Raw genomic sequence first — 12,855 nt, 5'->3', positions numbered from 1 at the left:
CAGGTAGTAACGCGTGAGGGCATCACTTCGGATGACCTGCGTGCGCAGCCCACCATTTTCCCTCATTGCCTGGGGATGCCTGCCGTTAAGCAGGGCACATTATCGGGTTTACCCTTAACTGACCGGTCCATCAGACATTGAGGACGCCTTTTCCCCGCTGTACCCCCGCTGGACATGAGCAAAAAGAACGACATCAAGCTGCTGCGCATCAATTACCTGCGCGGCCCCAATATCTGGACTTACCGTCCAGTGCTCGAAGTCTGGCTGGATCTGGGCGAGCTGGAGGACCACCCCTCCCATATGCTGCCTGGTTTCAATGAACGGCTCACCACCATGTTGCCTGCGCTGGTCGAGCACCACTGCGGCGTGGGCGAGCGCGGCGGTTTTATCGAGCGCCTCACCGAGGGCACCTGGGCCGGGCACATCCTGGAGCACGTGGTCATCGAACTGCTGAACCTGGCGGGCATGCCCACCGGTTTTGGCCAGACTCGCAGCACCTCGCAACATGGCGTGTACCGCATGGTGTTCCGCGCCCGCGACGAGCAGGTCGCCCGCACCGCGCTCAAGGAAGGCCATGCCCTGCTGATGGCGGCCATCAATGACGAGCCTTTTGATGTGGACAAGGCGGTCGAAGAAGTCCGCACCCACATCGACGATTACTACCTGGGGCCCTCCACGGCGGCCATCGTGGGCGCCGCCACCGATCGCCGCATCCCCCACATCCGCCTGAACGACGGCAACCTGGTCCAACTGGGTTACGGCGCCGCGCAGCGCCGCATCTGGACGGCCGAAACCGACCTGACCAGCGCGATCGCCGAAGGCATCTCGCGGGACAAGGACCTGACCAAGAGCCTGCTCAAGTCCTGCGGCGTGCCCGTGCCCGAAGGCCAGATCGTCAATTCGGCGGACGAAGCCTGGGACGCCGCCGAGGACATCGGCCTGCCGGTGGTGGTCAAGCCCACCGATGGCAACCATGGCCGCGGCGTGTCGCTGGACCTGCGATCCCGCGCCGATGTCGAGGCTGCTTTCAAGCTGGCCGAGCAGCATGGCAGCGAGGTGCTGGTCGAGCGCTACATCCGAGGCGACGAGCACCGCATCCTGGTGGTGGGTGGCAAGGTCGTGGCCGCGGCCCGTGGTGAAAGCGCCTGGGTGACGGGCGACGGCCAGTCCACGGTGGTCGAACTGATCGACCAGCAGCTCAACACCGACCCGCGTCGTGGCCTGACGGAAGACTTCCCGCTCAACCGCATCAACATCGAAGAAGACGAGGTGGTGCAGCTCGATCTGCAGCGCCAGGGGCTGAGCCCGCAGGCTGTGCCGGCCGATGGCCGCCGCGTGCTGATCCAGCGCAATGGCAACGTCGCCATCGACTGCACGGATGAGGTCCACCCCGATGTGGCCTACCTGGTTGGCCTGGCCGCCCGCGTTGTGGGCCTGGACATCGCCGGCGTGGACGTGGTGGCCGAGGACATCTCCAAGCCCTTGCTGGCCCAAGGTGGCGCCGTGGTCGAGGTCAATGCCGGCCCCGGTCTGCTGATGCACCTCAAGCCCGCCGAAGGCCTGCCGCGCCCCGTGGGCAAGGCCATCGTTGACCACCTGTTCGATGAAGAGGCCACGGGCCGTGTGCCCATCATCGGCGTGGCCGGCTCGCAAGGCACCAACAACATCGCCCGCCTGACGGCCTGGCTGCTGCACCTGAGCGGCAAGCACGTGGGCCTGGCCTGCCGCGATGGCCTTTTCCTGGGCAGCCGCCGCGTCGAATCAGGTGACCGCGCCAATTGGGACGCGGGCCAGCGCCTGCTGATGAACCGCGAAGTCAACGCCATCGTGCTGGAAAACGGCGCGGCCAGCATCCTCAATGACGGCCTGGCCTATGACCGTTGCGCCGTGGGCGTGGTGACCGACCTGCTGGGCTCCGAAGCGCCGGTGGACGCTTCGCTGGCCGAGCACGACATCCACGAACCCAGCCAGTTGTTCAAGGTGCTGCGCACGCAGGTGGACGTGGTGTTGCCTGATGGCGTGGCCGTGCTCAATGCCGCCGACGAGCGCCTGGTCGAGATGGCCGAGCTGTGCGATGGCGAAGTCATCTTCTACGACCTGGACCACCTCAACCCGGCCATGGTCGCGCACCGCGCCAAGGGCGGCCGCACCGTGTCCATCGAAGGGCACCACGTGCTGCTGACCCACAACGGCTACATGCCGGTGCGTTGCGCCGACCTCAACAGTGCCGCGGCGCGGCGCATGACGGGCATTGGTGCCAGTGAGGCCGTGCCGGGTGCCAGCGTCAAGTCGTTGCTGGCCGCCGTGGCCGTGGCCTGGGCGCTGGGCATCCCACCGGAGCTGATTGCCGCTGGCCTGGAAACATTCGACCCGGCCCCCAAGTCGGTGCGCTGAGCAAAGAGACACGCTAAAGAGATACGCTGATGGACGTTTCACGCATTCGGGCCCTGCGCGGCCCCAATCTCTGGAGCCGCCACACGGCCATCGAGGCCGTTGTGGCCTGCGAGCCGGCCGAGCGCGCCATTGAGCAACTGCCGGGTTTCGAAGATGCCCTGCGCAAGCTCTTCCCCTCTCTGGGCCCGCTGCGCCCGGATGGCCGCCCCGGCCAGATCAGCCTGGCGCATGTGCTGGAGGCCGCCACCCTGGCCCTGCAGGCGCAAGCCGGCTGCCCGGTGACCTTCAGCCGCACGGCCGTCACGGTTGAAACCGGCATCTACCAGGTCATCGTCGAGTACAGCGAAGAACAGGTCGGGCGCCTGGCGTTCGACAAGGCCCAGGCCCTGATTCAGGCCGCGCTCAACGCCGGCGAGTTCGATGTCGAGGCCGCCATTGCCGAGTTGCGCGAGCTGGATGAAGACGTGCGCCTGGGCCCCTCAACGGGCTCCATCGTGACTGCCGCCGCGGCACGTGGCATCCCCTGGCGTCGCCTGACCACGGGCAGCCTGGTGCAGTTCGGCTGGGGCTCCAGGCAGCGCCGCATCTGGGCTGCCGAGGTGGACAACACCAGCGCCGTGGCCGAATCCATTGCACAGGACAAGGACCTGACCAAGCGCCTGCTGGCTGCGGCCGGCGTGCCCGTGCCCATTGGCCGCCCCGTGTCTGACCCGGATGACGCCTGGGCGGTGGCTCAGGAAATTGGGCTGCCCGTGGTGTGCAAGCCGCAGGACGGCAACCAGGGCAAGGGTGTGACCGTCAACATTGTCAGCCGGGAGCACCTGGAGATCGCCTACAAGGCGGCGGCCGAGATCGGCACGGTCATGGTCGAGAAATACCTGCCCGGCAACGACTTCCGCTTGCTGGTGGTGGGTGACAAGCTCGTGGCCGCAGCCCGCCGTGATCCGCCCCATGTGATTGGCGATGGCGTGCTCACCGTGCGCGCCCTGGTCGACAAGGTCAATGCCGATCCGCGTCGTGGCGAAGGCCATGCGACCTCGCTGACCAAGATCCGCTTTGACGACATCGCCATCGCGCGGCTGGACGTGCAGGGCCTCAAGCCTGAATCGGTGCCCGAGAAGGGCCGCCGCGTCATCCTGCGCAACAACGCCAACCTGTCGACCGGCGGCACCGCCACCGATGTGACCGACGACGTGCACCCCGAAGTGGCGGCACGCGCCATTGCCGCCGCCCAGACCATCGGCCTGGAGATCTGTGGTGTGGACGTGCTGGCCGAAAGCCTGCACAAGCCGCTGGAAGAGCAGAACGGCGGCATCGTCGAAGTGAACGCCGCGCCTGGCCTGCGCATGCACCTGTCGCCGTCCTACGGCAAGGGCCGCAACGTGGGCGAGGCCATGGTGGCCAACCTCTACAAATCGGGTGACGACGGCCGCATCCCCATCGTGGCCGTGACCGGTACCAATGGCAAGACCACGACCGCCCGCCTGACGGCGCACTTGCTTGCCACCAGCGGCTTGCGTGTGGGCATGACCAACACCGATGGCGTGTATGTCAACGGCCGCCAGATCGACAGTGGTGATTGCTCCGGTCCCAAGAGTGCCCGCAATGTGCTGATGCACCCCGATGTGGACGCGGCCGTGTTCGAAACCGCACGAGGCGGCATCCTGCGCGAAGGCCTGGGTTACGACCGCTGCCAGACGGCCGTGGTGACCAACATCGGTGCAGGCGACCATCTGGGCTTGAACTACATCACCACGGTGGAAGACCTGGCCGTGCTCAAGCGCGTGATCGTGATGAACGTGGCCGCCAATGGTTATGCCGTGCTCAATGCGGCCGACCCCATCGTCACGGCCATGGCGCCCAAGTGCCCGGGCGGCATCATCTATTTCGCTGCCGACCCGCACAACCCCGTGCTGACCGCGCACCGCGCACAAGGCAAGCGCACCCTGTGCGTGGACGGTGACGCCATCGTGGCCTCCGAGGGCAACTGGCGCGAAAGCCTGCTGCTGCGCGACATCCCCATCACCCGCAATGGTTCGATCGGCTTCCAGGTGGACAACGTCATGGCCGCCATTGGCGCGGCCTGGAGCTCCGGCCTGGATTGGGACACGATCCGCCGCGGGTTGGCCAGCTTCGTCAACGATGCCGACAACGCACCGGGCCGCTTCAATGTGATGGACTTTCGTGGTGCCACCGTGATCGCCGACTACGGCCACAACCCCGACGCCATGCGCGCCCTGGTGGCCGCCGTGAACGCCTTGCCGGCCAAGCGACGTTCGGTGGTGATCAGTGGCGCCGGTGACCGCCGTGACGAAGACATCCGCGAGCAGACTGCCATCCTGGGCGATGCCTTCGACGAGCTGATCCTGTTCCAGGACGCCTGCCAGCGTGGCCGTGAAGACGGCGAGGTGTTGGCGCTGCTGCGCGAAGGCCTGGCCAAGGCGCAGCGCGCCGAGAAGGTCGACGAGATCCGTGGCGAGTTCGTGGCCATCGACACCGCGCTGGAGCGCCTGCAGCCGGGCGACCTGTGCCTGGTTCTGGTCGACCAGGTGGAAGAGGCACTGGCCCACCTGGCCAAACGCTGTGCCGAGGCGTCAGAGATGGCCTGATCGGCCTTGACATGATTCGATCCTAAGGCTCGGCCGGGGTGTGCGAAATGTGCACCCCGGCCGTGTGCGTTTCTGGGAGATCAAACCCATGACGGGCTGCCGGTGCCATGATGTCGGCACTGCGACAGCGGAGTTGCGAACATGCTCAGAGCCTTGTCTGACAGCGCCCTGCAAGAACTGATTCAGGAAGATGCACCTTACGGTGACATGACGACCATGGGCCTGGGCCTGGGCGATGCCCCCGGGCGCGTCGTGATGGCCGCGCGGCAACCCATGACGGTGTGCGGCACGGAAGAGGCGGCCCGCCTGTTCGAGTTGTATGGCGCCTCGGCCACGGTGATCGCACCATCGGGCACACATGTGCTGGCCGGGGCTGAGCTGCTCAGCGCACATGGTCGCGCTTCGACGCTGCTGCTGGTCTGGAAGGTCGCTCAGACCTTGATGGAGTACGCCAGCAGCATCTCCAGCGAGGTGGCGCGCATCGTCACCGAGTTGCGTGCGGCGGGGCATGCGCAGCCACTGGCCTGCACGCGCAAGAGCTTCCCGGGCACACGTGCCCTGTCGGTCAAGGCGGTGCTGCAAGGCGGCGGCGTCATGCACCGCATGGGCTTGTCAGAGACCATGCTGCTGTTTCCCGAGCACCGTGTGTTCCTGGACGTGAGCACCGACGACATGGTGGGCCGCCTGCGCAAGTACCAACCGGAAAAGCGATTGGTGGTCGAGGTGGGCAGCCTGGAAGAGGCCCTGGCCATGGCGACCTCGGGCGCCGATGTGCTGCAGCTGGAGCGCTTCACGCCGGAGGCCGTGCGTCAATGCAAGATGACGTTGCATACGAGCCGGCTGCACCCGACCTTGGCCGTGGCCGGTGGTGTCAATGCCGCCAATGCCGTGGCTTATGCCGACGCCGGCGCGGACATCCTGGTGTCGTCCGCGCCGTATCATGCACCAGCACGTGATGTGGAGGTGCGTTTCTCGCGGGATGTCTGATCAGCTGGCGTCGCTGGCCTTGCGACCCGGGCGACGGCGGTGTTCGCCGCGGCGCGCCTTGATGGCCTCCTTGCATTCGGCCGACACCTCATCCTTGTGCTGCTTCAGGCAGGCTGCAATGCGGCCACCGCCAGGTTGAATGCCTTTGCACAGCGTTTGCGCATCCTGTTTGCACGCCTCCTTGACGCTTTCTTCGGCGTGCGCGGCAGGCAGGCACAGGGCCAGCAACAGGGGCAGGCCCAGCAGGGCAATGGGCTTGATCTTCATGGTGTGTTTCTCCTGATGGGTGAACGGGTTGTGGTGAGGGCATTTCAGGGCTGGACCTGGCCAGTGAGCCAGGCAGCACGGATCAGGCGGCCGCAATCGACCGATTGCACGGCGGGCTTCTGGTCGGGGTCATCCGAGCGCAGGCCGCTGCGGTCTTCACGGGCCACGATGCCGTAGAAGGTCTTGCTGGCGTCGATCCAGGGGTAGAAGCCAAATGCGCCCGGGCTGCTGAAGGCGCCATCACCCACCTTGGGATCGTCTTCCACCCAGTGGCCCACCGAGTAGTGCCAGGTTTCGCTTTGTGGGATCGGGGTCTTGACGGCGTCCTTGGGGCAGGTCAGCGGGTTGGTGCACACGGGGTGTGTGCCCAGCAGCGCGCCCATCTGCAAATCGCCCTTGAGCGTGGCGCGCAGGAAGCGGGCATAGTCGGCGGCTGTGCTGACACCACCGCCAGCCAGTTGCGCCTGGCTGTAGCTCAGTGCCCAATCGGGGCCCAGGTGCAGGCCACGCTTGATGGCCACAGCCAGTTCATCCTTGTTGAGCATGCCCAGGCCCATCAGGGTGGCGTGTTTCTGCATGTGGCCGCCGTTGTAGTCGAACAGGCCGATGGTCTGGGTGTCGATGCGGCCCCGGCCATTGAGCAAGCTGGCCTGGCATTCACCCACGGTCTGGTTGGGCAGGCAGACGCGAAAGCGCGTGTAGCCGCTCTGGAAGCTCAGGAACTGCACATCCTCGTTGCTGAGCTTGCCCTGGCGCTCTTCTGCCACGTAGGCGCCGTACAACCACTTGGAGGCCGAGGCCAGCGCCAGCTTGGTCTGTGCACCCGGCGCCTGTTCGCCAGATTGCCCATTGGCCAGTGAACGCTCGGCGTTGCCGATCTCCCAGTAGAAAGGCTGTGCTGCCACGCAGGCCGCCGCCTCTTTGGCGGTACGGTGGGCCGCGATTTCACGTTGTGCCAGGGGCACGCGGGTGCCCAGATCGGCTGCCTGGCAGCTCCATGAACAGGCCAGTGCGAGGGTGGTGACGGTGAGTGAACGCATGGTGAAGTCCTTGTCTTGATGCCGACTGCGGAGGCGGGCTTGTTGGGGTGAACAGACTGTCTCGCAAAGATGGGCACCGTGCAGGACACACAACGTGACTTCCATGGCAAGCGATGACAGGGTCAGGCGCTTTGTCATCGTTTGTCATGATTTCATCAACAGATGGCCGGCGAGCGTGGCCTGCAGCCCACCGGGCAACACCTATCATCCATCGCAAGCAGACACGAAAGACCATGACCGACCTCGCCCGTATCCTGATTGCCGACGATGAGGCCGAACTGCGCAGCCTGCTGCAGCGTTATCTCGGCGAGCAGGGCATGGCCGTGCGCGTGGCCAGTGATGCCGCCGCTGCCGAGAAACTGCTGGCCCGCGAGCGTTTCGATGTGCTGGTGCTGGACGTGATGATGCCGGGCGAAGACGGCTTGTCCTTGTGCCGACGTCTGCGCGCGCAGGGTGAAACCGTGCCCATTCTGATGCTCACCGCCCGAGGCGACCCGGTAGACCGCATCCTCGGCCTGGAGATGGGCGCCGACGACTACCTGCCCAAACCTTTTCATCCGCGGGAACTGCTGGCCCGCGTGCAGGCCATGGTGCGTCGTCAGCGCATGCTGGGCGCGCACGGCGGGCCTTTGGGCGAGGAGCCTGTGTGCTTCGGGCGCTTCACCTTGCTGGCGTCCCAGCGGCGCCTCTTGCGTGACGGGGCTGATGTGGCCTTGAGCACGGTCGAGTTCAACCTGCTGCACGCCATGGCCATGAACGCCAACCGGCCCCTGGGGCGCGATCGCCTCATCGAGCTGACACGAGGGCGGGACCATGAAGCCACGGACCGCAGCATCGATGTGCAGGTCATGCGCCTGCGCCGCCTGATCGAGGCGGACCCGGCCAGCCCTCGTCACATCCAGACGGTATGGGGTGTGGGTTATGTGTTCGTCCCTGAGCCGGGCGAGCCAGGGCAGGGGGCCGCATGAGCGCCTGGCCTCGCACCCTGTTCCAGCGCAACATGCTGCTGATCGCGGTCCTCATCGTGGTGGCGCAACTCGCCAGCGCCGTGCTGTTTCGGGAGCTGGTGATGAAGCCGCGTGTGCGGCAATCGGCGCAAAGTGCGGCGCAGCATATCGAGGCCTTGCAAGCCGGGCTGGCAGCCTTGCCACGTGAGCAGCGGCAGGCCTTTCTGGACCGCATGAACGCGCGAGCTCGAGTGCCCTTGGCATCGGATGCCGACGCGGCTCGGGCGTCGCGGCGTGATCGCCCGCAAAGGCTCGCGCCACTGGAGCAGGCCTACATCGAGCAGATCACCAGGTCCATCTCGAAAGATGGCGCCCAGGTGCAGTGGCGTCGGGAGCCTGGCCACCCTCTGGCCGTTCAGATCACGCTGGACGGTGACCATTACTGGATGACTTTGCCCGGCCTGGTGTCCTCGCAGGGGGTGCCGCGTACCTGGGTCATCGGTTCGGTCATCACCGTGCTGCTGGCCATCTGGGGCGCATGGCTGATCCAGCGCCGGCTGAATCGACCACTGGCGCGGGTCATCGAGGCAGCACGGGCCCTGGGCCGGGGCGAGCGTGCGCCGGCCTTGCCTGAGGATGGCCCCAGCGAGATCGCGACGGTGGCGAAAGGCTTCAACGAGATGGCGGCCAGCCTGGCCGGTCATGAGCGTGAGCGTGCCCTGATGCTGGCGGGGCTGTCACATGACCTGCGCACGCCCTTGACCAAGATGCGCCTGGCCACCGAGATGCTGCAAGGCCAGGGTGACCCTGCCTTGCTGGCCAGCGTGGAGCGCAGCATTGATGGCATGGAACACCTACTGCAGCAGTTCATGGATTTCACCCGCGCCAGCCATGATGCGGGTGCCGCGCAGGAGCCGCTGCTTCAGGTGGACGTCAATGACCTGGTGCGCGAGACCGTGGCCATGTGTGTGCTGGACGAAGCGGGGGCGCGTGCAATGGGCCTCGACCTGGGCGAGGTGCCGCAGCTGCAGTTGCCTGTGCATGCCATGCGCCGCGTGCTGCTCAACCTGCTGGTCAACGCGCAGCGACACGGCCGCCCGCCCATCGACGTGGTGACCCGGGTGGTGCAGCAGCGCCTGTTCATCGAGGTCATGGACCGCGGGCCGGGCATTGCGGCCTCCGAGCTGGAGCAGGTCAAGCGCCCATTTGCACAGGGCAATCAAGCCCGTTCGCACCTGCAGCCTGGGGCCGGCTTGGGCCTGGCCATTGTGGAGCGCATCGCCCAGGCGCATCAGGCCAGGCTTGAGCTCTTGCCTCGCGAGGGCGGTGGCTTGCTGGCTCGCCTGGACTGGCCGCTGCACGAGGCCCGGCCACCGGCCCAGTCATGACCTCGTCGGGGCCTTGATCAGTAGTTGATGGCGTAGCGGTAACCGCGGTACTTGAACACGGCCGACTTGAGCCGGATCTCTTCCAGCACCAGGCCCTGGTAAGGCTGGTCGCCTTCATGGAAGACCTGGCTGTTGATGATCAGCATGCGGCTGGACGGCGTGTCAGAGTACATGGCGCCGCCAATCATCAGCTGCGGCAAGTCCCGCTTGATGTCGTCCGGCAACTCGCTCATGGTGGGAACGCGGGTGGCAGGCGGTGCGACTTGCGTCGCGGGCTTGGGGGCGGTCTGGGTCGCCTGTGCCGTGGCGCGGGCAGGGGCCTCACGCACCACCGCGGCCGGGGGTGTGGCTGGCGGCATGGCTGGTGCAGGCGGGGGCGCATGCTGCGCGACGGCCGGCGGCCTTTCGGCTGGTGCTTGGGGCGGCGTGACCGCCAATGGCGGTTGCGGCGCGCGTTGTTCGACTGCCGCCGGCATGCTGTCCGCCCGGGCGGGCTGCGTGTGCTGATCCGGCGGTGGCGCCGTCGTGGCCATGGGCGCAACCGCAGGTTCCGGTGCAGGTTCCGGCGTAGGCGCAGCAGGCCGGCTCAGCAATTGCCAGCTCAACACCGCAATCAGGCAGATGCCCGCGCCCGCGACCAGCCACATCGCAGGCGGCACGGGGCGGCGCGAAACCGTGTCCTCATCGTCATCCACCTGGCCGAGCGGTTGCGAATGCAGCCCAGGTACCGAGCCACGCTCGCGCTCGGCATCGGCCTTCTTGAGGGCGTCAAGGATGTAGGACATCGTCTCGTCTCGCGGTGGTCTGGCCCGTTTGCAGCCTGGGTTCGTCGATGCCCACGGCGCGGTTGATCAGCATGAAGGTGGTGGCGCCCACGACCCCGTCGGGCTTGAGCCCCTGCGCCATCTGGAAAGCGTACACCCGCGACTGCATGCTGGCGTCAAAAACCTGTTTGCCGCCGGGCGGCGGGGCCTTGTCCAGCCTGGCGAGTTGCAGGGCCAGCCAATCCACAGCCGGGCCGGCGTTGCCCGGCAGGATCTTGGCGCGGAAGGCCGGCGGCGTACGCCAGTACGTGATGAAGTCGCCCCGCCACATGGTGGCCAGCGCACTCAACGGGAGCGAATAGGGCTTGCCGTCCAGGGTGATGAAGGCGGTCTGGTCTTTCAAGCCGGTCAACAGGGCGTAGATGGCCTGGTTCTTGTCGTCATGCAGCGCCAGCACGACCGGGCGCGCCAGCTGGCGGATCAGGGCCAGCCCGCCGCTGTTGCGGAAACAGGCCAGATCCTGCCGTTGCGCCTGGGTGCAGGTGTCACCGGTCTCGCTCAGCGTGACTTGCCACAGCGGCGCCAGCGCATGCAAGGCGTCCTTTTCCTTGCGGAAGGCGGCCTGGTAAACGCCGCGTGCCTCGATCGGTGGCGCAGCCAGTGTGGTGCTGATGGTGCCGCCTGGTATGACGGCCGATGCGCTGGTGCGAGCGGCCGATGCGGCACTGCGGCCTTTGGCGTCCGGGCCTGAGGCAGCCTTGGCCGCCAGCTTGACCGCTTGCGCGCGTTGGTGCTGATGCAGCCACGCCGCCCCGCCAATGCCTGCCATGGCCGTGAACAGCAGGCCGCCAGCCAGCCAGGGCATCCATGGCTCCTGGGGCTTGTTCTTGCGGCCAGTACGTGGTGTCGAACCGCTCGGGCTGGCCTTGCTTGTTGGCGCGGCGGCATGGCCAGGCTTGGGTACCTGGAAAACTTCCTGCGCGGCCTTGTCCACGATCTGCCGGTCCACCTTGGCCTTGTTCTCGACATAGGCGCCCAGCAGCGCGCGGTCGCACAACAAGTTGATGCGCCGTGGCACGCCACCCGTGAGTTGGTGGACGCGGCGCACGGCCTTGCTGTCAAACAGCCGGCCCCGCTTGAGCCCGCCCACGGACAGGCGGTGCTGGATGTATTGGCCCGTCTCGTCTTCAGACAAGGCCTCCAGGTGAAAGTGCGCGATCACCCGCTGGGCCAGTTGTTCCAGCTCGGGGTGAGCCAGCATCGTGCGCAACTCGGGCTGCCCGATCAGCATGATCTGCAGCAGCTTGCGTTCGCTCGTCTCCAGATTGGTCAGCAGGCGCAACTGCTCCAGCACGTCGGGCGAGAGGTTCTGCGCCTCGTCGATGATCAGCACATTGTTCTGGCCGACCGCGTGCGTCTTGAGCAGGAACTCGTTGAGCGGGTCAACGTAGTCCTTGATGGTGGCCTGGCCCGGGCCTTGGTGCTCGTAGGGGATGCGGAACTCGTCGCACACCGATTTGAGCAGCTCGCCCACGGTCAGCTTGGGGTTGAAGATGTAGGCGACGTTGGTGCGGCGGGGGATCTGCTCCAGGAAGCAGCGGCAGACCGTGGTCTTGCCCGCGCCGATCTCGCCCGTGAGCACCACGAAACCGCCACCACCGCCCACGCCATACAGCAGGTGAGCCAGGGCCTCGCGGTGGCGCTCGCTCATGTACAGATAACGCGGGTCGGGCGCGATCGAGAACGGCGCCTGTTTCAGGCCGAAATATTGCGCGTACATGGGGCAAGCATAGCGTCAGTCGGAGTTGCCTCCGCTCAGTGGACATCCCGCCACATCATGCCGCGTCCCGCTGGGGCGCCTGGGCGCAAAATGAGGGGGCTCTCAAGCCCTATCCATGTCGCATCACAGGCACCCCGATCTTCCCTCTGCGCCAGATGGCCCCGGCGCGTTCACATATGTCGTGGACACCAACGTGATCCTGGTGGCCAACGGCCAGCACCCTGATGTCTCACCCGATTGCGTCCAGCGTTGCGCCCGCTGGCTGACGTCGCTGATGCAGACCGGCCGCGTGGCCGTGGATGCCGGCTTCGAGATCGTGCGCGAGTACCAGCACAAGACCCACGCCAGCGATGGGCAAGGCCCCGGTGATGCCTTCCTGCGCTGGGTGCTGCACAACCTGGACAACCCCGCGCGCTGCGACCTGGTCGAGATCCCGCCTCACGCCGAACGTGGCTACGAGGCCTTTCCTGATGAGCCAGCATTGAGCCACTTCGATGCTGCCGACCGCAAGTTCGTGGCCGTGGCCCGCAGCCACCCCGAGGTGCCGCCCATCCTGCAGGCAGCCGATTGCAAGTGGCTGGATTGGTCTGCGGCGCTGGCCACCCATGGTGTGCGCGTTCAGTTTCTATGCGATGCGGAACTGAACCAGTTCCACGTCCACAAGTTTGGCAAGTAAGGT

General features: G+C 66.3%; 10 protein-coding genes. 6 read left to right on the top strand and 4 right to left on the bottom strand.

All coding sequences use genetic code 11. The features are described 5' to 3' along the window. Positions 1-174 precede the first annotated feature (174 nt). The 3 genes from cphA (JY96_RS04895) (at position 175) to modD (ending at position 5,990) form a co-directional block, all read left to right on the top strand. The gene (gene cphA / locus JY96_RS04895; RefSeq protein ID WP_035035467.1) at positions 175-2,394 is read left to right on the top strand and encodes a cyanophycin synthetase; all 2,220 of its coding nucleotides are present in this window, start codon (positions 175-177) and stop codon (positions 2,392-2,394) included. Between the two features lie 29 nt (positions 2,395-2,423). Then, entirely contained in the window at positions 2,424-5,003 is a 2,580-nt protein-coding gene (gene cphA / locus JY96_RS04890) for a cyanophycin synthetase (RefSeq protein WP_035035466.1), read from the top strand. 141 nt (positions 5,004-5,144) lie between these two features. Next, the gene (gene modD / locus JY96_RS04885; protein ID WP_035035464.1) at positions 5,145-5,990 is read left to right on the top strand and encodes a ModD protein; all 846 of its coding nucleotides are present in this window, start codon (positions 5,145-5,147) and stop codon (positions 5,988-5,990) included. Here modD and JY96_RS04880 read toward each other — a convergent pair whose 3' ends face one another. Both JY96_RS04880 and JY96_RS04875 read right to left on the bottom strand, forming a co-directional pair. Further along, on the bottom strand, positions 5,991-6,257 hold the full coding sequence (locus tag JY96_RS04880) for a cysteine rich repeat-containing protein (protein ID WP_052162143.1): 267 nt from the start codon (positions 6,255-6,257) through the stop codon (positions 5,991-5,993). 44 nt (positions 6,258-6,301) lie between these two features. Then, positions 6,302-7,297, bottom strand: coding sequence for a hypothetical protein (locus JY96_RS04875; RefSeq protein WP_052162142.1), 996 nt, complete (start codon positions 7,295-7,297; stop codon positions 6,302-6,304). A 233-nt stretch (positions 7,298-7,530) separates the two neighbouring features. Between JY96_RS04875 and JY96_RS04870 the strand changes: the two genes are divergently transcribed. Together JY96_RS04870 and JY96_RS04865 are read left to right on the top strand one after the other, a co-directional pair. Next, positions 7,531-8,265: a response regulator gene (locus JY96_RS04870; protein WP_035035462.1), complete on the top strand. Its 735-nt coding sequence runs from the start codon at positions 7,531-7,533 to the stop codon at positions 8,263-8,265. Beyond that, complete coding sequence (locus JY96_RS04865; RefSeq protein ID WP_035035460.1) at positions 8,262-9,632, top strand: ATP-binding protein; 1,371 nt, start codon at positions 8,262-8,264, stop codon at positions 9,630-9,632. Before JY96_RS04870 ends, JY96_RS04865 begins: the two co-directional genes overlap by 4 nt. Positions 9,633-9,649: 17 nt before the next feature. On the opposite strand, the gene JY96_RS04860 is transcribed toward JY96_RS04865, so the two are convergent. After that, on the bottom strand, positions 9,650-10,417 hold the full coding sequence (locus JY96_RS04860; RefSeq protein WP_035035457.1) for a general secretion pathway protein GspB: 768 nt from the start codon (positions 10,415-10,417) through the stop codon (positions 9,650-9,652). Further along, positions 10,401-12,176, bottom strand: coding sequence for an ExeA family protein (locus JY96_RS04855; RefSeq protein WP_035035454.1), 1,776 nt, complete (start codon positions 12,174-12,176; stop codon positions 10,401-10,403). The genes JY96_RS04860 and JY96_RS04855 overlap by 17 nt, the downstream gene beginning before the upstream one ends. A 181-nt stretch (positions 12,177-12,357) precedes the next feature. Between JY96_RS04855 and JY96_RS04850 the strand changes: the two genes are divergently transcribed. Beyond that, positions 12,358-12,852 carry a hypothetical protein gene (locus JY96_RS04850; RefSeq protein ID WP_035035450.1) on the top strand — a complete coding sequence of 165 codons (495 nt, stop codon included), beginning with the start codon at positions 12,358-12,360 and terminating at the stop codon, positions 12,850-12,852. Positions 12,853-12,855: the final 3 nt, after the last annotated feature.

It is taken from the genome of Aquabacterium sp. NJ1 (genome assembly GCF_000768065.1).
In the GTDB taxonomy this organism is placed as follows: domain Bacteria; phylum Pseudomonadota; class Gammaproteobacteria; order Burkholderiales; family Burkholderiaceae_C; genus Aquabacterium.
Note: the sequence above shows the minus strand (reverse complement) of the source record. Positions and strands in the feature narration are given on the sequence as shown.